The 21,015-nt window shown below is 72.9% G+C and carries 20 protein-coding genes and 1 pseudogene; 14 read left to right on the forward strand and 7 right to left on the reverse strand.

The genetic code is table 11. From position 1 onward, the window contains the following. Positions 1 to 163: 163 nt before the first annotated feature. Positions 164 to 970, forward strand: a complete 807-nt coding sequence (locus tag ACIG0D_RS07445) for an IclR family transcriptional regulator (RefSeq protein WP_399796919.1) — start codon at positions 164 to 166, stop codon at positions 968 to 970. Positions 971 to 1,060: 90 nt separating this feature from the next. Here ACIG0D_RS07445 and ACIG0D_RS07450 read toward each other — a convergent pair whose 3' ends face one another. Continuing rightward, positions 1,061 to 1,378 carry a DUF5955 family protein gene (locus tag ACIG0D_RS07450; RefSeq protein WP_399796921.1) on the reverse strand — a complete coding sequence of 106 codons (318 nt, stop codon included), beginning with the start codon at positions 1,376 to 1,378 and terminating at the stop codon, positions 1,061 to 1,063. Positions 1,379 to 1,563: 185 nt separating this feature from the next. On the opposite strand from ACIG0D_RS07450, the gene ACIG0D_RS07455 reads away from it, so the two are divergent. Together ACIG0D_RS07455 and aceB are read left to right on the forward strand one after the other, a co-directional pair. Then, positions 1,564 to 2,250 carry an NTP transferase domain-containing protein gene (locus tag ACIG0D_RS07455; RefSeq protein WP_399796923.1) on the forward strand — a complete coding sequence of 229 codons (687 nt, stop codon included), beginning with the start codon at positions 1,564 to 1,566 and terminating at the stop codon, positions 2,248 to 2,250. Positions 2,251 to 2,435: 185 nt separating this feature from the next. Beyond that, a complete protein-coding gene (gene aceB / locus ACIG0D_RS07460) occupies positions 2,436 to 4,061 on the forward strand; it encodes a malate synthase A (protein WP_399796925.1) in 1,626 nt (541 codons plus the stop codon). Positions 4,062 to 4,081: 20 nt separating this feature from the next. Here the strand turns inward: aceB and ACIG0D_RS07465 are convergent, their stop codons facing one another. The 4 genes from ACIG0D_RS07465 to ACIG0D_RS07480 form a co-directional block, all read right to left on the reverse strand. Next, complete coding sequence (locus ACIG0D_RS07465; protein ID WP_399796927.1) at positions 4,082 to 4,357, reverse strand: SelT/SelW/SelH family protein; 276 nt, start codon at positions 4,355 to 4,357, stop codon at positions 4,082 to 4,084. Next, the gene (locus ACIG0D_RS07470; RefSeq protein WP_399796929.1) at positions 4,354 to 5,268 is read right to left on the reverse strand and encodes a HipA family kinase; all 915 of its coding nucleotides are present in this window, start codon (positions 5,266 to 5,268) and stop codon (positions 4,354 to 4,356) included. Before ACIG0D_RS07470 ends, ACIG0D_RS07465 begins: the two co-directional genes overlap by 4 nt. Then, complete coding sequence (locus ACIG0D_RS07475) at positions 5,262 to 5,666, reverse strand: nuclear transport factor 2 family protein (RefSeq protein ID WP_399796930.1); 405 nt, start codon at positions 5,664 to 5,666, stop codon at positions 5,262 to 5,264. The genes ACIG0D_RS07470 and ACIG0D_RS07475 overlap by 7 nt, the downstream gene beginning before the upstream one ends. 68 nt (positions 5,667 to 5,734) lie before the next feature. Further along, entirely contained in the window at positions 5,735 to 7,312 is a 1,578-nt protein-coding gene (locus ACIG0D_RS07480) for an IucA/IucC family protein (RefSeq protein ID WP_399796932.1), read from the reverse strand. Positions 7,313 to 7,446: 134 nt separating this feature from the next. Here ACIG0D_RS07480 and ACIG0D_RS07485 point away from each other — a divergent pair, with 134 nt between their 5' ends. The 5 genes and pseudogenes from ACIG0D_RS07485 (at position 7,447) to ACIG0D_RS07505 (ending at position 13,564) form a co-directional block, all read left to right on the forward strand. Then, complete coding sequence (locus ACIG0D_RS07485) at positions 7,447 to 8,961, forward strand: IucA/IucC family protein (RefSeq protein WP_399796934.1); 1,515 nt, start codon at positions 7,447 to 7,449, stop codon at positions 8,959 to 8,961. A 104-nt stretch (positions 8,962 to 9,065) separates the two neighbouring features. After that, on the forward strand, positions 9,066 to 10,604 hold the full coding sequence (locus ACIG0D_RS07490) for a hypothetical protein (RefSeq protein ID WP_399796936.1): 1,539 nt from the start codon (positions 9,066 to 9,068) through the stop codon (positions 10,602 to 10,604). Positions 10,605 to 10,649: 45 nt separating this feature from the next. After that, a complete protein-coding gene (locus ACIG0D_RS07495) occupies positions 10,650 to 11,384 on the forward strand; it encodes an NUDIX hydrolase (protein WP_399796938.1) in 735 nt (244 codons plus the stop codon). Positions 11,385 to 11,526: 142 nt separating this feature from the next. Then, positions 11,527 to 12,795: a VWA domain-containing protein gene (locus ACIG0D_RS07500; protein ID WP_399796939.1), complete on the forward strand. Its 1,269-nt coding sequence runs from the start codon at positions 11,527 to 11,529 to the stop codon at positions 12,793 to 12,795. Then, a pseudogene (locus ACIG0D_RS07505) lies at positions 12,795 to 13,564 on the forward strand (hypothetical protein). The gene ACIG0D_RS07500 and the pseudogene ACIG0D_RS07505 overlap by 1 nt, the downstream one beginning before the upstream one ends. 88 nt (positions 13,565 to 13,652) lie before the next feature. Here the strand turns inward: ACIG0D_RS07505 and ACIG0D_RS07510 are convergent. After that, positions 13,653 to 14,279 (reverse strand): winged helix-turn-helix transcriptional regulator, encoded by a 627-nt coding sequence (locus ACIG0D_RS07510; RefSeq protein WP_399796941.1) that lies wholly within the window; start codon positions 14,277 to 14,279, stop codon positions 13,653 to 13,655. Positions 14,280 to 14,361: 82 nt separating this feature from the next. Between ACIG0D_RS07510 and ACIG0D_RS07515 the strand changes: the two genes are divergently transcribed. From ACIG0D_RS07515 to ACIG0D_RS07540, 6 genes are all read left to right on the forward strand, one after another. Continuing rightward, positions 14,362 to 15,570 (forward strand): pyridoxal phosphate-dependent aminotransferase, encoded by a 1,209-nt coding sequence (locus ACIG0D_RS07515; RefSeq protein ID WP_399796943.1) that lies wholly within the window; start codon positions 14,362 to 14,364, stop codon positions 15,568 to 15,570. An 88-nt stretch (positions 15,571 to 15,658) separates the two neighbouring features. Continuing rightward, positions 15,659 to 16,819: a serine hydrolase domain-containing protein gene (locus ACIG0D_RS07520; RefSeq protein WP_399796945.1), complete on the forward strand. Its 1,161-nt coding sequence runs from the start codon at positions 15,659 to 15,661 to the stop codon at positions 16,817 to 16,819. A 35-nt stretch (positions 16,820 to 16,854) separates the two neighbouring features. Beyond that, entirely contained in the window at positions 16,855 to 17,454 is a 600-nt protein-coding gene (locus ACIG0D_RS07525; protein ID WP_399796947.1) for a histidine phosphatase family protein, read from the forward strand. A gap of 47 nt (positions 17,455 to 17,501) precedes the next feature. After that, on the forward strand, positions 17,502 to 18,170 hold the full coding sequence (locus tag ACIG0D_RS07530; protein ID WP_399796948.1) for a hypothetical protein: 669 nt from the start codon (positions 17,502 to 17,504) through the stop codon (positions 18,168 to 18,170). Between the two features lie 54 nt (positions 18,171 to 18,224). After that, complete coding sequence (locus ACIG0D_RS07535) at positions 18,225 to 18,647, forward strand: acyl-CoA thioesterase (RefSeq protein ID WP_399796950.1); 423 nt, start codon at positions 18,225 to 18,227, stop codon at positions 18,645 to 18,647. Positions 18,648 to 18,873: 226 nt separating this feature from the next. After that, a complete protein-coding gene (locus tag ACIG0D_RS07540) occupies positions 18,874 to 19,485 on the forward strand; it encodes an exonuclease (protein ID WP_399796951.1) in 612 nt (203 codons plus the stop codon). Here ACIG0D_RS07540 and ACIG0D_RS07545 read toward each other — a convergent pair. Then, positions 19,448 to 20,794 (reverse strand): nucleobase:cation symporter-2 family protein, encoded by a 1,347-nt coding sequence (locus ACIG0D_RS07545; protein WP_399797101.1) that lies wholly within the window; start codon positions 20,792 to 20,794, stop codon positions 19,448 to 19,450. The two genes, ACIG0D_RS07540 and ACIG0D_RS07545, sit on opposite strands and share 38 nt — an antisense overlap. Positions 20,795 to 21,015: the final 221 nt, after the last annotated feature.

Raw genomic sequence — 21,015 nt, forward strand, 5'->3', positions numbered from 1 at the left:
AAGGGGCACACTTCCACCGTGTACCCGCGGCGCCCCGCTCTGGAGGTTTCCACAAAGCGGAATTACAATTCCAGCAGGCAGAACGTAGCTACGCACAAGCGAGGAGTCAACCGGCCGCCGGGTAGGCTTCTGACCTTCCTGCCAGTCCCGAAAGGAACGCGCCGTGCCGACGTCCAGCGCCAGCACCACCGACTCCGCCAAGACCGCCAACGGCGGCGGTGGCGTCCAGTCCCTCGAGCGCGCCTTCGACCTCCTGGAGCGGATGGCGGACGCGGGCGGCGAGGTCGGGCTCAGTGAGCTCTCGGCGAGCAGCGGACTGCCGCTGCCCACCATCCACCGCCTGATGCGTACGCTCGTGGCCTGCGGTTATGTCCGTCAGCAGCCCAACCGCCGGTACGCCCTCGGCCCCCGGCTGATCCGCCTCGGCGAGTCCGCCTCCCGGCTGCTCGGCACCTGGGCCCGCCCCTATCTGGCCCGCCTGGTCGAGGAGACCGGCGAGACGGCCAACATGGCCCTGCTCGACGGCGACGAGATCGTCTACGTCGCCCAGGTGCCCTCCAAGCACTCCATGCGCATGTTCACCGAGGTCGGCCGGCGCGTCCTGCCGCACTCGACCGGTGTCGGCAAGGCGCTGCTCGCGGGCTTCCCGGACGACGAGGTGCGCGCCCTGCTCGCCCGCACCGGTATGCCGGCGGCCACCGACAAGACCATCACCACGCCCGAGGGCTTCCTGGCGGCGCTGGAGGACGTCCGCCGGCTCGGCTACGCCGTGGACGACAACGAGCAGGAGATAGGGGTCCGCTGCCTCGCGGTGCCGGTGCCGGACTCCCCCACCACCGCCGCGATCTCCATCTCCGGCCCGGCGGGCCGGGTCACCGAGGCGGCGACGGAGCGGATCGTGCCGGCGCTCCAGCAGGTCGCGCGCGAGCTGTCGGCGGCGCTGGCCACCTCCGTGGCGAACGGCGCCTGACGCCGTGGCGAACGGCGCCTGACCCCCGGGGCCACCCGCCCCGTACAGCCGAGCAGCCCCTGGCCCGAGCGGCCAGGGGCTGTCGTGATCTCAGTCGTTCCGCGGCGGCGGTCCGAACAGCTCCACCGCCCGCCGTACGTCGGCCAGTCCCCGCGACAGCGCGCTGACCGAGCCGATCGCGCCCGCGATCAGCAGCAGCGAGCGGCGTAACCGCGGGATCTCGGGCGTACCCCCGACGGCCATCGCGGCGAGCGCGGCGAGCTCGTCCTCGGCGACCGCCCGGTCGGGGAACTCCGCGGGATGCGCGGCGAGTTCGCGGCGCAACCGGGACACGGCGGTGCGCAGTTCCACCACCCTCGGGTCCTCACCGCTGCCGGTCACTGGCCTCTGCCCCAAGCTCCGCAACACAGCTCTCCCCCCTGGCACTCCCTTGTGCCCGGTCCCGTTCACTCCCCCTGTGCGCCCCCACTGTGAACCGAGCGCCGGGGATGTGCGGGAAAGTAAACGCCACGCTGAGCGACAGCGCCAGCACGTGGAAGGAAATTCAGCCCGCCGGGACGGCCGCTCGACCTCGTGTCCGGTATGCAGGGTCCATGAACGACGAGCAGGGACCGGCGGCAGGCGGCATGGAGGCGCAAGGACGGGCGGCGCACGGCACGGCCGCGCAAGGAGGGGCGGCGGACGGCACGGCCGCGCACCCGGTGGCGGGAGTCCTCCTCGCCGCGGGCGGCGGGCGGCGGCTCGGCGGGCGCCCCAAGGCGCTGCTGGAGCACCGGGGACGGCCGCTCGTGGAGTACGCGGCGGGGGTCCTGCGCGCGGCCGGCTGCGCCCGCGTCCACGTGGTCCTCGGGGCGCGCGCCGACGCCGTACGGGAGCGGGCCGAGCTGCCCGGCTGTGTCCTGGTGGACAACCCGGAGTGGGAGCGGGGCATGGGCGGCTCGCTGCGCGCCGGACTGGCCTCGCTCGCCGGGACGCCGGCGCGCGCGGCGCTGGTGACGCTGGTGGACCAGCCCGGCGTCGGACCGGAGGCGGTGGCCCGCGTGCTGGCCGGGTACACGGACGAGACCTCGCTGGTGGCGGCGGCCTACGACGGCGTCCGCGGGCATCCGGTGCTCTTCGGCGCGGCCCACTGGGCGGGCATCGCGGCGACCGCGACCGGCGACCAGGGAGCCCGCGCCTACCTGCGGGAACACTTCGCCGAGGTCCGCCTCGTGGAGTGCGGGGACATCGCGCGCCCCTACGACATCGACACCGAGGCCGACCTGGTCCACCTTGAGTGAGCGGGGTGGCACCGAGCGCCATCTTGCCTCGACTCAGAGAATCTCGACATCAACAAACCATTGAAGTTCCACAATGAGGAAACTAATATCCACTGACCAGAAGCACCCGACCGCACAGCGGGTGTGAAATGCCCCTATACGTGCCTCTTGGCACCCGGTGCCACCGCTGAAGGAAGTGACAGCTCATGTCCACACCAGCGCCGTCCCCGCTGGCCATCGTCGACGCCGAGCCCCTGCCCCGGCAGGAGGAGGTCCTCACCGAAGCGGCGCTCGCCTTCGTGGCCGAGCTGCACCGGCGGTTCACGCCGCGCCGTGACGAACTCCTCGCCCGCCGGGCCGAGCGCCGCGCCGAGATCGCCCGCACCGCCACGCTCGACTTCCTGCCGGAGACGGCCGCCATCCGCGCGGACGACTCCTGGAAGGTGGCCCCCGCTCCGGCCGCGCTGAACGACCGCCGCGTCGAGATCACCGGCCCCACCGACCGCAAGATGACCATCAACGCCCTCAACTCGGGCGCCAGGGTCTGGCTCGCGGACTTCGAGGACGCCTCCGCCCCCACCTGGGAGAACGTCGTCCTCGGCCAGCTCAACCTGATCGACGCCTACACCCGGAACATCGACTTCACCGACGAGCGCACCGGCAAGTCGTACGCCCTGCGCCCGAACGAGGAACTGGCGACCGTCGTGATGCGCCCGCGGGGCTGGCATCTGAACGAGCGTCACCTCGTCGACGCCGACGGCAAGCAGGTCCCCGGCGCCTTCGTCGACTTCGGCCTGTACTTCTTCCACAACGCCCAGCGCCTGCTCGACCTCGGCAAGGGCCCGTACTTCTACCTCCCGAAGACCGAGTCGCACCTGGAGGCCCGCCTCTGGAACGACGTGTTCGTCTTCGCGCAGGACTACGTCGGCATCCCGCAGGGCACCGTCCGCGCCACCGTCCTCATCGAGACGATCACGGCGGCGTACGAGATGGAGGAGATCCTCTACGAGCTGCGCGACCACGCCTCCGGGCTGAACGCCGGCCGCTGGGACTACCTGTTCTCCATCGTCAAGAACTTCCGCGACGGCGGCGAGAGGTTCGTCCTGCCCGACCGCAACGCGGTCACGATGACCGCCCCGTTCATGCGGGCGTACACCGAACTCCTCGTCCGCACCTGCCACAAGCGCGGCGCGCACGCGATCGGCGGCATGGCCGCGTTCATCCCGTCCCGCAAGGACCCCGAGGTCAACAAGGTCGCCTTCGAGAAGGTCCGCGCCGACAAGGACCGCGAGGCGAACGACGGCTTCGACGGCTCCTGGGTCGCCCACCCCGACCTGGTGCCGATCGCCATGGAGTCCTTCGACAAGGTCCTCGGCGACAAGCCGAACCAGAAGGACCGCCTGCGCGAGGACGTCGACGTCAAGGCCGAGGACCTCATCGCGATCGACTCCCTCGACGCCAAGCCCACCTACAACGGCCTGGTCAACGCCGTGCAGGTCGGCATCCGCTACATCGAGGCGTGGCTGCGCGGCCTCGGCGCGGTCGCCATCTTCAACCTGATGGAGGACGCGGCCACCGCGGAGATCTCCCGCTCGCAGATCTGGCAGTGGATCAACGCCGGGGTCGTCCTCGACAACGGCGAGCGGGTCACCGCCGAGCTGGCCCGCAAGGTCGCCGCCGAGGAGCTGGCGAACATCCGCGCGGAGATCGGCGAGGAGGCCTTCGCGGCCGGCCACTGGCAGGAGGCCCACGACCTGCTGCTGGAGGTCTCCCTCGACGAGGACTACGCGGACTTCCTCACCCTGCCCGCGTACGAGCGGCTCAGGGGCTGAGCAGCACCACGAGACACCCCTTAGGACGTACGCTCCGAGTGGCCCAGGGTCTTGCCCGGGGCCACTCGGTCGCGTACGGCCCGCTTGACCGCCGTCGGCTCGGGGAAGCCGTGCTCGCGGCGGTCCCAGACCACCTCGTCGCCGACCCGGACGACGAACACCCCGCCCGTGCCGGGCTTGAGGGCCAGCTCGTCCAGCTCGGCCTCGAAGGTGGTCAGCAGCTCCTGCGCCAGCCAGGCCGCGCGCGGCAGCCACCGGCACTGGGTGCAGTACTCGATCTCAACCCGTGCGCTCATCCCAGGTGCACCGACCAATCCTGTTCCGCCGCCGGCTTGCCGTGCAGGTCGGGGACCCGCTTCAGCCAGTCCGGCCGGCCCTGCTGCGTCTTCGCCGCGCGGCGCGCGTTCTCCGCGGCCAGCTCCTCGCGGCTGGGGAAATCGGTGGGCAGCCACGCCTCGGACGCCCGCACGCGCGCGTGCAGGAAGTCGACGTAGGCGCGGCGCACCTCCTCCGGCGTGCCGAAGCCGGGCTCGTCGGCCAGCCAGGCGTCCGGTACCTCGTCCGTGATCGCCCGCAGCAGCTCCTCGGTCACCTTCGGCCGCAGCTCCGCGTCGGCCGCGCGCACGTCGGGCCCGTAGTGACCGAGGGCGTGGTGGCGGAAGTCGTAGGCCTTGGCCGGGTCGGTGGTGCCCCAGCGGTGGTGGAAGACCAGCGCGGCGCCGTGGTCGATCAGCCACAGCCGCGGCGGTGCGACGCCGAGTGTCGGCCAGACCATCAGGTTGGAGCTGTGCACGGTGCGGTCGACGTTCACGGTGAGCGCGTCCAGCCACACGATCCGCCCGGCCTCCACCGGGTCCACGTCGAAGACCTCGGCGACCTCCGGGGTGAAGTCCCGCGCGCCCGGCAGAAAGTCCATGCCGAGATTGACGCCCGCGCTGGCCGAGTGCAGCTCGCGGACCTCCTGGTGGGGCTCGTCCGCGGCGATCGCCGGATCGAAGTCGACCAGGACCAGCTCGGGGAAGCGCAGCCCCAGGGCACGGGCCAGCTCCCCCACGATCACCTCGGCGACCAGCGCCTTGCGCCCCTGCGCGGAGCCGGTGAACTTCACGACGTACGTCCCCTCGTCGTCGGCCTCGACGACTCCGGGCACCGAACCGCCGGACCGCAGCGGGGTGACGTAACGGGTGGCGGTGACCTCTCTCAGCACGGTCCCGGGCCACCTTCGGACATACCGCTCGACGGCTTGATCTCTCCGGCGAAGACGATGATCTGGTCGATGAGGCCGCGCCGCAGGTGCACCACGTCCGTCCCCGCCAGCCGCGGACCGCCGTCCGGTGTGGTGAAGACCCACTGGTAGCGCGCCCAGTCGTGCGGCATGTCCACCGCGGAGCAGCGGACCATCGTGCCCGTGCCCGCCGGGTGGCGCCGGATGTCCAGGACGAATCGCTCGACGGCCTCGATCCCCTCGCTGCGGCCCAGCGGCCCCCAGAGGACCACGTCCGAGGTCAGGGCCTGGGACAGCAGAGACGTGACATAGGTGTCGTCGGACGCGTTGAAGGCCGAGATGAACGTGTCGATCGCGGACTGAGCGGTCTCTTCCTGCATGCACCAGTCATATCAGCAGCGGCGGCCACGGCGCCCCCGCGCCCGCGGCCGGCTCCCCGTCGGCCCTCTCACGCGGCGGCCAGCGGGTTGGGCAGTGGCCGGTAGCGGGCCGCGGCGCCGTCCGCGCCGGTCCAGCGCAGGAGGAGATTGGTCTTGGCGGGGAGGGTGGGGGCGGTGAGGAGGGCGGGGATCTCCGGGAGGTCGTGGCGGGCCAGCTCGCGGCGGGCGGCGGGCCAGGGGTCGAGGCCGGGGTGGCGTTCGGCGAGCGCTGCGGCCAGTTCCAGGAGGTGGTTGACGACCAGGCAGTACACCAGGCGCTCCCAGCCGGCCGCGCGGTCGACGTCGGGCAGCAGCTTGACGCCCTCGGCGTCGCGGAAGAGGGCCTGGACGGGGAGGCCGTCGGCGTCGCAGGCGATCAGGCAGTTCTGGAGGTGGGCCTCCAGGACGACACCGTGGTCGGCGAAGGCGGCCAGGACCGGCGGCACGACCTGGGCGAGGTACGCCTCCCACCAGGCCTCCGGGTCGGCCGGTCCGTCGAGCGGACTGCCCGCGAAGCCCTCCACGAGTCCGGCGGAGAGGTAGGGCGTGGCGCCGGGCACCAGCCGGCGGCGCAGACCGTCGCGGACCAGCACGGCCAGCTCCTCGAACGCGAGGTCGGCGGTGCGGTAGCCGCGGTCGGAGAGCCAGGCGGCGGGGCCGTCGAGGGCGGCGAAGGCGGTGCGGACGGCGCGGTCGGTGCGGGTGAGCTTCAGCAGGTCGTGGCGCCAGAGGCGGCGGATGTCGTTGGTGATGCGCACGTCGAGGCTGAACTTGAGGAACAGGTCGCGCTCGGGGGCGTACACCGTGCGGATCGCGGCCGTCGGCCAGGTGTCGGACGCGGTGGTGCCGAGCCGGATCAGCCGGCCGTCGGCGAAGGCCCCGGCGAGCCGGCCGGCGGCCAGGTCGAGCTGCCAGGGGTGGGCGGGCAGCAGCCGGTAGCCGGGCGGGGCGGTGCCGAGGGCGTCGAGCGCTGAGCAGTCGCCCTCCTCAACGACGGTGTCCTCGCGCACCCCGAGCAGGGTCAGCGGGAAGCGGGCGTGCGCCTCCGGGGCGTACGGCAGCCAGGCCGCCGCCGGTCCGCCGCCGCGCGCCTTGGGTGCCGGGTGGTGCGGGTGGCCGGTGAGCAGGCACTGCTCGGAGCGCAGATAGGGGTCGCCGGGCGGGGTCGCGCGAGCGCGCGCGGTGAGCAGCGCGGCGACCGTGTCGCGGCTGTCGGCCATCTCGGCGGGCAGTTCGTGGTTGGACAGCCCGGTGTGCCGGCGCAGTTCCTCGGCGACCAGTTTGACCAGCTCGGGATGGTCGAGGCGGTGCCAGCCACCGGTCGTGCGCACCTCGGGAGCGGCGGGCCGCCGGCCGCCGCGCACCCGCAGCAGCTTCCCGCAGCCGGGCAGCAGGTGGACCCCGGGCTCGTCCGCCACCGGCCGGGCGACCTCCCGCAGCAGACAGCCCAGCAGCGGCGCGGCGGCGTACGCGTCGGCCCGCGCGGCGATGCCGCCCTCGACGGTGTCGTCCTCGGGGGCGTCACCCTCGAGCGCGTCACCCTCGGGGGCGTCGTCCTCGGGGGCGTCGTCCTCGGGGGGCGGGGGGATGTGGTCCACGCGATCCACTCGTTTCGTACGGTCCTGCGGAATTGCCTACGGTGCCGAGAAGTTCCCTACGGTTCTCCGGAGACGATCAGTATCCCCGCCGTCACGCCCCGCCGTGACCGCCCCGCTCGCCGATTCCCACGGAGGACCCGACCGTGCACCGTTCCCCCACCGCCGAGGCCGAGGTCGCCGACGAGCTGGCCGCGCTGCGGCCGGACCTCGCCGACCGGTACGCGGCCGAACTGCCGGGCGCCCGGGCGGCGGTGCTGACCCGGCTGTGGCGGGCCCTCACCCATGAGCCGATGCCCTGGGTCGAGCGCCGGGAACCCGCCGGGGAGGGCCGGCTGCTGCGCCTGCGCGACGGCCGCCGTCTGTACGGCCCGGCGCCGGACCCGTACGCGACCGCCGGGTACGTCACGGCCGTACGGCTCGACGGTACGGCGTACCAGGATCCGGCCCGGCTGATGACGGACCTGCGGGTCCCCCACGGTGCGGAACTGGCCCGTGAACTCGCCCACAGCGTGGCCTCGTTGGCGCTGTCCCGGGCCGGGCAGCCGACCGGTCCGCAGGCCACGCCGGTGCGGGACTGGGAGTGGGAGCAGCGGGTGGTCGACGGGCATCCGTACCACCCCAACTGCCGTTCCCGGCCCGGCTTCTCGGTGGCCGAGCAGCTGGCGTACGCACCGGAGCACCGGCCGGTGGTGGAGCTGGGCCTGCTGCCGGTGCCGGCCGGGGAGTGCCTGGTGACGGGCGAGTGGCCGGAGTCGCTGCGCGACGGGGGGCGGGTGGTGCTGCCGGTGCACCCGTGGCAGGCGGCCCATGTGCTGAAACGGAGCTGCGAGGAGACGTTTCCGGCTCATCCGCTGATGTCCCTGCGCACCCTCGCGGTGCCGGACGGGCCGCATGTGAAGACCGCGCTCAGCGCCCGGCTGACGTCGTCGGTGCGGGACATCTCCGTGGGGTCGGTGCGGATGGCGGCGACGCTGTCGGACTTCGCCGAGCAGCTCGCGTCCCGCACCGGCGGTCTGCTGCACATCACCCGCACCCTGGGCGCGGCGACCACCGGCTCCCCCGACCTGGCGGCCGTGCTGCGGGAGTCGCCGCAGGTGTACGCGGGGCCGGGCGAACGGGTCGTCCCGGTCGCGGCGCTCGGCCCGACCGGGCTCGACCGCTCCCCCGCCTGGCTGGCCGGTTTCGCCCGGCTCGCGCTGACGGTCGGGCTGCGGCTGCTGGAGCTGGGCGTGGCCCTGGAGGCGCACGGCCAGAACCTGTTGGTCGTACTGTCACCGGCGGGCGAGGCGCTGCGGCTGGTCTACCGCGACCTGGCCGACATCCGCGTCGGCCCGGCCCGCCTCGCCCGGCACGGCATCGCGCTGCCGGAGCTGTCGGGGCGGATCCTCACCGACGACGTGACCGCGCTGCGGCGCAAGCTGTTCGGGTCGCTGGTGGCCGGATCGCTGGCCGCGACGGCCGGTTCGGGCCCGGCGCTGGCGGCGGCGCTGGAGACGGCCGCCGCGGACCTGCCGCGCACCCCCGACCTGACCGCGCTGCGCGAGGAGCCGGTGCCCGCCAAGGCGCTGACCCTGATGCGGCTGTCGCCGGGGCACAGCGGCGACATCTGGACGGGACTGCCGCAGCCGGGCACGGTCCGGCCCGCAACGGACATCTGATACGCCCTCAAATGCCGTGGCCGAAGGGGGAACACGCGCGTGCTCCGCGCTCTACGGTGGAGCGCTGTGGGGTTCGCAGGATGCGAGAGATGGGGGAACAGGACATGACCGACGTCGACAGCAGTGACGGTCTGATGACGCCGATCCGCCCCGAACAACTGGACCCCGGAGCGGTGATCGCGCAGTCGCTGGACAACCAGTGGGTCCCGGCCGGGCTCGCCAGGGAGATGATCGAACAGGGGAGGTCGCTGGACGAGGTCGCGGAGCGGCGGGTCACGGAGGTGCGCGCGGAGTACTTCCGCAGCCTGATCAACGCGAGCCAGGTCGTGATCAACCGCGCCTACTTCTACAACAACGACGCGATCAACCGCGATCTGCGGGAGGACGGGGAGGCCCGCGAGGCGCACCGCAGGCTCCTCGCCTCGGGGGCGATCGTGCCGTTCCTGCTCAACGAGCGGCATCCGGCCGAGGAGCCGCTCTCCCATCTGCACGTACGTCCGGCCGGGTTCACCGCGTGGCAGGAGACGCTGGCGGGGCTGCGGGCCGAGGACCGGGTGCACTGTGTGCGCATGTCCTGGGAGGACCCCGAGCGGGATCAGGAGAACCGGGACCGCACCCGTACCCGGCTGTTCCAGCCGTTCGCCGAGAAGGTCCAGGGGCTGACCGCCAAGGACATCGACATCCTCGCCGCCCAGGTCGGCGTCGACCGGCGGGACGCGGACCGGTTCGGGCAGCGGCTCGGCGAGGTGGTCGCGTTCAGCAACAGCCTCAGCGTCCGCCGGCAGCCGGTGGTGCGCAACAGCCTCTACGAGGAGTTCGTGACCGTCCCCGGGACCAATGTCGCGGAGGGCCGCTACGACCGGGACAAGCCGTTCGCCACGGAGATCAAGCAGCTCCTGGACCTCATCTACAGCGTCAACCTGGCGGATGCGCTGGGACGTTACCCGCTCACGCCGGTCGGGAGTCTGCGGCGGGTGGTCCTCCAGGAGGCCCGCGAGGCACGGGCGACACCGGGGGTCGTGGAGGACCCGGAGCAGCTGCTGACGTTCCTGCGCCGCCAGACCTTCGCCGCGGTGCAGGACCATCTGACGCCGGCGGCCGTCAACGAGCTGGAGCTGCACGACATCTGGCGGCTGCGGCAGACCCCCGTCTGGCACGACTACGTACGGGCGTTCGGCGAGCTGACCGCCGCTCCGGAGGCCTTCCACGACTCCGTCGGGCGGGTCTTCGACCGGTATGTACGGCTCAACTCGGAGATCCTCAAGCTGGCCCGGGAGCGCCGGCAGGCCCGGCCGAACCCGTGGCGGCCGGTCGTCGAGGTAGTCGTCACGGTCGGCGCGGCGGTGTTCACCGCCGTCAGCGGGGAGGACGTGTGGGAGGTGGCCGGCGCGGCCGTGCCGCTGGCGGTGACCGGGTCGCTGAGCGGCTCGGTGCAGCTGGTGCTGCGCAACCGGATCCACGGGCGGCAGGAACAGAAGTTCGCCCGGGAGATCGCGAACGTACGTCTGGCCAGTGCCCGAGAGTGGGAGCAGTTCCACGACCTGGTGCGGCGGCTGCCCGGCTACCGGGAGGCGGCGGGCCCCGCCCCGACCGGCCGGGCCGGAACGACCACCCAGGACAATGAGGACCTGCCCGAGTACTGACGTCCCGTCCGGAGAACCCGTGCCCCACCGTCTGCGAAGCGCCCGATGAACCGCTACGAGGCCCTGCGCCGGTCCGAACCCGAGTGGTTCCGCAACGACCCCGGAGGCATCGAGATCCTCCGGGACCCCGCGCTGGTGCGCCGGGCGCGCCGTGAGGTGACCGAGGCGCAGCGAGGCGCGTCCGAGGGGTGGATCGCGGCACTGTGGGCGCGTCTGCGGGCACGGGTGCGGCCGGTCCCGGCGGGTGTGGTGTCCGCCACCAGGTACGTGTGGTACCTCCGCGATCCGGTGCGTTTCCCCGACGGGCGGCTGGGCCTGTACGACCGGCTCCTGCCGCCCCCGGACTCCTCCCCCGGCGTGGTGGTGCTGCCGCTGCTCGGGCCGCAGGGCAAGGTCGTCCTGATCGAGCACTACCGGCACGCGACGCGCAGCCGCCACTGGGAGGTGGTGCGCGGCTTCGGGGACCCGGGCGCCACGGGCGAGGAGAACGTCGCCCGGGAGCTGCGGGAGGAGATCGGCGCCACGCCCACGCGGGTGACGGCGCTCGGCACCGTCCATCCCGACACCGGGCTGCTCGCCCAGCGGGTCGAGCTGTACGCGGCGTTCGTCGACGGCGTCGGCGAGCTGGAGACCGGCGAGGCGATCGGGCGGGCGGTCGTGGTGCCGGTGCGGGAGGCGGAGGCGATGGTGGCCGACGGCGCGATCACGGACGGCTTCACCATCGCCGCGCTGTACCGGGCGCGGCTGGCGGGGCTGTGGGGGCCGGACGGGCACGTCTGAGGCGCACCGGCCGTTCGGGGGCGGAGCGCCCGTTGCGTGAGGAGCGCCCGTTGCGTGAGGAGCGCCCGTTGCGTGGGCAGCGGCCGTTGCGTGGGGAGCGGCCGTTTTGAAGCGGAGCGGTTCCGGTCCATAGGATCCGCTGATGATCACAAGAAAACGGCTGGCGGCCGGGGCCGGCGCCCTGCTCGCCGCGCTGACGGCCGGGCTGGCGCTGCCGTCCACGGCGCTCGCCGACGAGACCACGGCCGGACAGCCCAAGGTCAACCTCGTGCTGGACGTGAGCGGTTCGATGCGCGCCCGCGACATCGACGGGAAGTCCCGGATGGCCGCGGCCAAGCAGGCGTTCAACGAGGTGCTGGACGCGACGCCGGAGGACGTCCAGCTCGGCATCCGCACCCTCGGCGCGAACTACCCGGGCGACGACCGCAAGCAGGGCTGCCGGGACACCGCGCAGCTCTACCCGGTCGGCCCGCTGGACCGCACCGAGGCGAAGGCGGCCGTCGCGACCCTGGCGCCGACGGGCTGGACGCCGATCGGTCCGGCGCTGCTGAAGGCGGCCGACGACCTGGAGGGCGGCACCGGTTCGAAGCGGATCGTGCTGATCAGCGACGGCGAGGACACTTGCGCCCCCCTCGACCCGTGCGAGGTGGCCCGCGAGATAGCGGCCAAGGGGATCGGTCTGACCATCGACACCCTCGGCCTGGTGCCGAACACGAAGATGCGCCGGCAGCTCAGCTGTATCGCGGAGGCGACCGGCGGCACCTACACCTCCGTCGAGCACACCGACGAACTCACCGACCGCGTCAACCAGTTGGTGGACCGAGCGGCGGACCCCGTGGTGACGCCGGTGGTCACCCAGGGTGGCTCGGAGTGCGCCAAGGCGCCGACGCTGGAGTCGGGCCTGTACTCGGACCGCGCGGAGTTCGGCGAGCAGCGCTGGTACCGGGTGGACGTACGCCCCGGCCAGGAGCTGCGCGCCTCGGTGAGCGTGGCCGCGGACCGCGCGGTCGACCCGGACCACGGGGTGCTGCTGCGGGCGGTCACCGTCCAGGGTCGCGAGATCGTGCGGGGCGAGGCGGCGGGCAACGGCCGTACGGACGTGATGTCGACAGGCCTGCGCTATCCGAAGCAGGCGGCGGAAGACGAGGCGGAGGGCAGCTCCACGGAGACCGTCTGTCTCCAGCTGACCAGTTCCTTCTCCCCCGCCCCCGGGGTCAAGACCACGCCCGGTCTGCCGGTGGAGCTGACTCTCGACGTGGTGGACGGGCCGGGCGAGGCGGACGACGTGGCCGCCTTCGGTCTGGGGCGCGGCTGGTGGCTGCTCGGCGTGCTGGTGGTGGCCGGGTTCCTCGCCGGTCTGGTGTGGGGCTGGCTGTCGCGCTGGCGGATCGCGGTCTGGAGGACCAACTGATGCGTGTTTCCCGAGTGTTGGGCACGGCCCTGCTCGCCCTGGGTCTGGCCGCGGGCCCGGCGGCGGCCGATTCCGGTGACGCGCCGACCGAGGCGGGCACGTCCTTCCGTACGGCGACGGAGATCGACCCGGGGCAGACCGCGACGGCGGACGCCTCCGCGGGCGACTACCTGTACTGGTCGTTCCCGGCGGACGCCGCTCAGCGGCCGACCGTCCGGGCCATCGTGAAGCTGCCGAAGGCGCACGCCGCCGAGACCTGGCAGCTCGACGTGTACGACGGCCTGCGCCGCCGTCAGGCCTGCCAGTGGGGCGCGCAGACCCGCACGGTCGCGGCGGACGCGGGCAGCGTGGAACTCACCTGTGTGCTGCGCACGGTGCGGGCCTGGTCGGAGCCGTGGGCGAACGACCCGCTGCCGGGCACGTACTACGTCCGGCTCACCGCCGTCGGCCTGCCCACCGGCGACCTGGGGCTGCCGGTCGGCGCAGAGGTGCGGGTGGACGCGAAGGACATGGGCGGCGCGGTCGCGGTGGACGGCCGGCTGGGCGAGCCGCTGGTGCCGGGCAGCGCGACGCGGGACGCCGAGCGGGAGGAGTCCTCGTCGGCGGTGCTGTCGGGCATCGAGCCGGAGGACGGCTGGGCCTCCGGGTGGTGGTCCGACCGCTGGGTGTGGACGGCGGTGGGCGGTCTGCTGGCCGCGCTCGCGGGGATCGGCGGATACGCGCTCACCCGCGGCTCGGGCGCCCGCCGAGGGTGCCGCCGAACGTGTGACGGCCGGTGACGTCCGTTTCGCGAGGCCCGCGTCCCCGTGGCGCGGGCCTTTCTCATGCCCGGTCTCGCACTCGGCCTCAGGCCCGTCTCATGCGCGCAGCGCCTTGGCGACCGTCCCGTCTCCCGTGACGGTGACCCGTCCGTCGCGCACCGCGTCGGCCAGGGTCAGTTCACCGCGCCCAAGGGCCGTGCAGGTGGCGACGTCCATGGCCAGCCGGGCGTCGGGTTCGCCGGGGGCGGGCCCGTCGCCGTAGACCGGGCCGTCGTCCGCGCCGACGTACAGATGGAACTCGCCTTCCTCGAGGCGCACTTCGACGACGCCCGCCTCCCCGTCCAGCGCCCGCAGCAGCGGCAGCGCGAACCAGTGGGCGCGCACCGCGTCGGTGGGCCGCCGCTCGCCCAGTTCGGCCTGGCCCCAGGTGCCGAGCGCCTGGAGGACCGGGAGCAACCGCCGTCCGCGCGGGGTGAGTTCGTAGACGTAGGCCGCGCCGGGCGGGGGCAGCCGGCGCCTGGTGGTCAGCCCGTCGCGCTCCATGTCCTTCAGCCGCGAGGCGAGTACGTCCGTGCTGACGCCCGGCAGGTCCGCGTGCAGGTCGGTGTAGCGGCGGGGGCCGGCCAGCAGCTCACGGACGATCAGCAGGGTCCAGCGGTCGCCGACGACGTCGAGCGCGCGGGCGGCGGAGCAGTACTGGTCGTAGCTTCGGCGAGGTGGCATGCGACGCAGTCTAGACAAGTTGTTGGACTTTCCAAGCGGCTACTTGGTAAAACCAAGTGACACTGGTTACCTGGAGGGGCGCATGGAGTTCCGGCAGTCGAGCAAGCTGAGCGAGGTCTGTTACGAGATCCGCGGCCCGGTGATCGAGCACGCCGACGCGCTGGAGGAGGCGGGGCACAGCGTGCTGCGCCTGAACACCGGCAACCCGGCGCTCTTCGGGTTCGAGGCGCCGGAGGAGATCCTCCAGGACATGATCCGGATGCTGCCGAAGGCGCACGGCTACACCGACTCGCGCGGCATCCTCTCCGCCCGCCGCGCGGTCGCCCAGCGCTACCAGACGCTCGGTCTGGAGGTCGGCGTCGACGACGTGTTCCTCGGCAACGGCGTCTCCGAGCTGGTGTCCATGGCCGTGCAGGCGCTGGTCGAGGACGGCGACGAAATCCTCATCCCGGCCCCCGACTTCCCGCTGTGGACGGCGGTGACGACGCTCGCCGGCGGCAAGGCGGTCCACTACCTGTGCGACGAGCAGGCCGAGTGGTACCCCGACCTGGCCGACATGGAGTCGAAGATCACCGACCGGACGAAGGCGGTCGTGATCATCAACCCGAACAACCCCACCGGCGCGGTCTATCCGAAGGAGATCGTCGAGGGCATCCTCGACCTGGCCCGCCGCCACGGCCTGATGGTGTTCGCCGACGAGATCTACGACCAGATCCTCTACGACGACGCCGTCCACCACTCGGCCGCCGCCCTCGCCCCCGACCTGGTCGTCCTCACGTTCTGCGGCCTGTCCAAGACCTACCGGGTGGCGGGCTTCCGCTCCGGCTGGCTGGTCGTGACGGGCCCGAAGCAGCACGCCAAGGACTACCTGGAGGGCCTGACCATGCTGGCCTCCATGCGGCTGTGCGCCAACGCCCCCGCGCAGTACGCCATCCAGGCCGCGCTCGGTGGCCGGCAGTCCATCGCCGACCTCACCGCCCCCGGCGGCCGGCTGCGCGAACAGCGCGACATCGCCTGGGAGAAGCTGAACGAGATCCCCGGCGTGTCGTGCGTGAAGCCGAAGGGCGCGCTGTACGCGTTCGCGCGCCTCGACCCCAAGGTGCACCCCATCCGCGACGACGAGAAGTTCGTCCTCGACCTGCTGCTGCGCGAGAAGATCCAGGTCGTTCAGGGCACCGGCTTCAACTGGCCCACCCCCGACCACTTCCGCATCCTCACCCTGCCCCACGCGGACGTCCTGGAGACGGCGATCGGGCGGATCGGACGGTTCCTCAGCGGGTACCGGCAGTAGCCCCGCGGGGCGGAATGCCCGGGCCCGGTCCGGTTGTTGGGGGACGTCGTAACGTCCGTGATCACGGACCGGACAGAGGGGGCTCGGCATGACGTACGACGTCCACGGCACGGTGGCCGAAGGGTTCGAGGAGGTGCGGGAGGAGTTCGCCGCACACCTCGCCGGGGAGCGGCACGATCCCGGAGCGCAGCTCGTCGTCCAGCTGCACGGGCGGCGGGTGGTGGACCTGTGGGGCGGCGAGGGCATCGACGGCGACTCGCTGACCACCCTGTTCTCCATCGCCAAGGGCGCCGCACACCTGGTCGTCGCGCTGCTGGTGCAGGAGGGCACCCTCGACCTCGACCGCGAAGTGGCCGCCTACTGGCCGGAGTTCGCCGCCGAGGGCAAGGACCGGCTGACCCTGCGCGAGCTGCTGGAGCACCGGGCCGGGGTCGTCGGGGACCCCGAGCGCGCCTTCACCGTCGAGGAGCTGGCCGACGACCGGGTGATCGCCGCCCGGCTGGCCGGCCTGAAGCCGCTGTGGGAGCCGGGCACCGCCTATGGCTACCACGCCTTCGTCATCGGCGCGCTCACCGGCGAGGTGGTGCGCCGGGCCACCGGCAGGTCCCTGCACGAGCTGTACGAGGAGCGGATACGGGCGCCCTACGGTCTGGACTTCCACCTCGGGCTGCCCGCCGCGCTGGAGCCGCGCCGGGTCGACGTACAGCCGCTGCTGCCCACCCCCGCCGAGGAGGCGCTGCTCGCCGAGCGGGCGACGGCACCGGACAGCATCCGGGGCGTCGCCTTCCAGCAGCACGGGCCCGAGCCCGTCGACCTGGTGGCGTTCGCCAACCATCCCCGGGTGCGGGTCCTCGGGCCGGCGTCCTCCGGCGGCGTGGGCAACGCGCGCGGCGTCGCCGGGATGTACGCGGCGGCGATCAGCACGGTGGACGGCCGGGCCCCGCTGCTCACCCGGGAGACCGCGGCGCTGTTCGGCGGGCTGCGCACGCCCGGGGGACCCGACCTGGTCACGGGCACCGAGGACCACTTCGGACTCGGCTTCGAGTACCTGGCCGGACGCTATCCGTTCCTCGGCGAGGACTCCTTCGGACACAGCGGGGCGACCGGCTCGCTGGGCTTCGCCGACCCGGCGAGCGGGGTGGCGTACGCCTACACGCGGCGCCGCTTCGCCTTCCCGTCCGGGTACGGCGAGGCGCCGGAGAACCGCCGTCTGGCCGAGTCCGTCCTGCGGGCCGCGGTGCGCCTGTGACACCGTACCGAGAGGCGAGCGGGAAAGGCGCTGGCGTGAGTGATCTGCTCCTCGTACGGCACGGTGAGACCGAGTGGTCGCGGTCCGGACGGCACACCGGGCTGACGGACGTCCCGCTGACCGAGCGCGGGCGTCAGGAGGCGCGGCATCTGGTGCCGCTGCTCCGCTCGCACCGGATCGGGGCGGCGTTCGTCAGCCCGCTCCTGCGGGCGCGGGAGACCGCCCGGCTCATCGGCCTGCCCGACGCGCGGGTCGACGCGGACCTGCGGGAGTGGGACTACGGCGGCTACGAAGGCGTCACCACCGCCGACATCCAGCGGGAGCGGCCCGGCTGGTTCCTGTTCCGGGACGGGGTCGCGCCGGGCCCGCCGGAACGCCCCGGGGAGACGCCCGGGCAGGTCGGGGAGCGCGCCGACCGGATGCTCGCCAAGGCGGAGGCGGCGCTCGCGGACACCGAGGGGTGCGTGGTGCTGGTCGCGCACGGGCACTTCCTGCGGGTGCTGACCGCGCGGTGGCTCGGGCTGCCGGCGGCGGACGGGGCGCTGTTCCAGCTGGCGACGGGCACGCTGTGCCGGCTGGGCACCGAGCACGGGCGGCCGGTGATCGCGGGCTGGAATGTCAGACCCGGGTCGTAGCCTTCGAAGCGGTGGGGACGTCCCCCAGCGCCGGGAAGGAGCACGCCGTGACCCGACCGCCGACCGCCGCGCAGCGGCGTGTGATCGACGCCGCCGATCCCGTCACCGGCCGCCTGCGGGGCGGTACGGAGGCGCAGCTCGCGGCGCTGGTGAAGCGGGGGCTCGCCTTCCGGCACCCCCGCCCGCCGCACGACCACTTCCTGACCCCGGCGGGGCACAGACTGCGGGAGGGCGAGCCCGCGGCTGCCCCGCCGACCGGGCCGACCGCCGAGGCCGCCGAACCCGCCGAACCCGCCGGGGGCACGGGGCGCGCCGGGGTGTTCGCCGCCCGCATCGGCGGCGAGGAGGACGCGCCGCCGGACGGTCCGGCCCGGCTGCGCGAGGTGCACAGCGCCTGGCAGGGACTGCTGGAGCTGCGCCGGATGACCAACGCCGACGGCGCCGTGGACCGGCCCTGCGGGTGGGAACGCGGCCATCTCGTGCAGGCCGCCGCGCTCGCCCTGGAGGCCGCCGGGCACCGGCCCGAGGGCCCGGACACGGCCGGTTACCGGGTGCGGGCCACCCCGCAGCCGGACGCCGTCGCCGTGCACGGCCCGGACGCGGGGACCCTGGACGCCTGCGCGGCCACGCTGGAACGGGCCGGCTGGCAGGTCGGCGCCCACACCGACCCCCGCACGCGCGCCCGCTACCTGCTGGCCTCACCACGGCGCGTGTAGAGCACACATGTCAGGATCGGGACACCAACAACCGTGCCAGGAGATGAGGAAGTCGTGACCGAGCCGTTTTCCGTCCCGGTGACCGTCCGCGGATACGAGACCGACACCCAGGGCCACCTGAACCAGGCCGTCTATCTCAACTACGCGGAACACGCCCGCTGGTCGCTGCTCCAGGCGGCCGGAATCCGCCAGGCCGACCTCCTCGCCCGCGGCGTCGGCCCCGTGGCCCTGGAGACGACCATCCGCTACCGGCGGGAGCTGCGCGCGGGCGACGAGGTGCGCGTGACCTGCGAGTTCGAGTGGGGCGAGGGCAAGACGTTCCGGATACGCCAGCACATCGTCAAGACGGACGGCACCCTCGCGGCCGAGATCGAGGCGGTCGGCGGCCTGCTGGACCTCACGACCCGCCGCATGGTGGCCGACCCTCGGGAGCGCTTCAAGGAACTGGCCGCCGATCCGGCCCTGTTCGGGCTCTGACGGTCGCTCCGCTCCCCGGCCGACTGTGTGATGGCGGGCGGCGGCACCCCGCACGAGAATGGACAGGGGTTGTCGCCGGATGAGGTGATGCCATGTTGTTCAGGCATCGAGCAAGTGGCAGGAAACCCGGAGGCAGTTGCACGGGCTCCCTCCATGCGGAACAGCCCGTGAGAGCCCGCTGAAATCGCGTGCGCCCAGGGCCCCAGGCCTGCGATGCTGCTCCGTCATGGCGGCACGACGCGGCAAACCCAGTGTGTACATCTCGGTCGACATCGAGGCCGACGGGCCCATCCCGGGGCCGTACTCCCTGCTGAGCCTGGGGGCGTCCGTCGCCGGGGTTCAGGGGGACGACGGGTTCGTCCCGGCCGATCCCGAGCGGCGGACGTTCTACCGGGAACTGCGGCCGATCAGCGAGGAGTTCGTGCCGGAGGCGCTGGCGGTGAGCGGGCTGGACCGCGAGCGGCTGCGCCGGGAGGGTCTCGATCCGGCGCTCGCGCTCGGCCAGTTCACCCGCTGGGTGCGCGAGGTGAGCGCCGAGACGGGGGCCCAGCCGGTGATGTGCGGTTATCCGGCGTCGTACGACTGGACTTTCCTGTACTGGTACCTGATCCGCTTCACCGGGGAGAGCCCCTTCGGGCACTCCGGCTGCCTGGACATGAAGACGCTGTACGCCACGAAGGCCGGGGTCCCGCTGCGGGCCGTCGCCAAGCGGGCAATGCCGGAAGCACTACTGCCACGGCGCCGCCACACGCATCATGCGCTGGACGACGCCGTGGAGCAGGCGGAGCTGTTGATCAACCTCATGGAGTGGCCGGGGCCCGGGTCGTCGCCCCGGTGATCTCCTCTCCCGCTTCCATGGGGTGGGTGACCTCCTGGGCGTCGCGGCCCTTGCCGAGGTGGTTGAAGACGAAGTTCAGCAGGACCGCGGCGACACAGCCGGTGGAGATGCCGGAGTCCAGGACGATCTTCGCGGTCTCCGGGAAGGCGTGGTAGAACTCCGGCGCGGTGATCGGGATGATGCCGACGGCCAGGGAGACGGCGACGATCAGGACGTTGTTGTCCTTCTCCAGGCTCGCCCGGACCAGGGTCTGGATGCCGCTCGCGGCGACCGAGCCGAACAGGACGACACCCGCGCCGCCGAGGACCGGGCGGGGCACGACGGCGATCAGCGAGGCGGCGATCGGGCACAGGCCCATCAGCACCAGGAAGCCGCCGCCGGCCGCGACCACGAACCGGCTGCGGATCTTCGTCATCGCGACCAGGCCGATGTTCTGCGCGAAGGCGCTGCACATGAAGCCGTTGAACAGCGGGCTGATCGCGGAGCCGAGGGTGTCGGCGCGCAGACCGGCGGCGATGGTCTTCTCGTCGGCCGGGCGGTCGACGATCTCACCGAGCGCGAGCATGTCGGCGGTCGACTCGGTCATCGACACCACCATCACCACGCACAGCGAGACGATCGCGGCGAGCTGGAACTGCGGGGCGCCGAAGTGGAACGGCGTCGGGAAGCCGACGATGTCCGCCTCCGCGACCGGGCTGAAGTCCGTCACGCCGAGCGGAATGGCGATCAGCGTGCCGATGACCAGGCCGAGCAGCACGGCGATCTGCTTGACGAAGCCGCGGGTGAAGCGGCGCAGCAGCAGCACGATCAGCAGCGTCGCGGCGGCCAGCCCCAGGTTGGTGCCGGAGCCGAAGTCATCGGCGGTGGGGCTGGACCCCTGGGCCCAGCCGAAGGCGACCGGGAGCAGGGAGATACCGATCAGGGTGATGACGGTGCCGGTGACGACCGGCGGGAAGAAGCGGACCGCCTTGCTGAAGAAGGGTGAGGCGATGAAGCCGAGCAGGCCGGCGACGATGACCGCGCCGAAGATGATCGGCAGCGCGTCGTTCTTGTCCTCCGTCGACGCGACGATCGCGGTCATGGGGGCGACACCGGCGAAGGTGACCCCGTTGACGAAGGGCAGGCGGGCACCGATCTTCCAGATGCCCAGGGTCTGGAGGAAGGTGGCGAGGCCGGCGGTGAAGAGACACGCGCCGGTGAGGAAGGTCAGTTCGGTGCCGGACAGGCCGATGGCCGCGCCGACGATCAGGGGCGGGGCGACGACGCCCGCGTACATGGCGGCCACGTGCTGGAGGCCGGTCGTCGCCATCTTCAGGGGCGGGAGTTTCTCGTCCACGGGGTGGACGGCGGGACGGGCGCCGGAGTCCTCGGCGCGCCCCTGGTCGGATACGGGCGGTACGGCATCGGGCTGAGCGGCCACGGCGGCTCCTCCGGTCGCGTTGCACGTCGTCTGACGTGGGTTTCAGGGAGGTGGTGCGGAGTGTGGGCATGGGGGTACCTCCCTGCTCGAGCGAAGTCGAGAGCTTGGGG

This window comes from Streptomyces sp. NPDC052773 (assembly GCF_044547145.1).
In the GTDB taxonomy this organism is placed as follows: domain Bacteria; phylum Actinomycetota; class Actinomycetes; order Streptomycetales; family Streptomycetaceae; genus Streptomyces.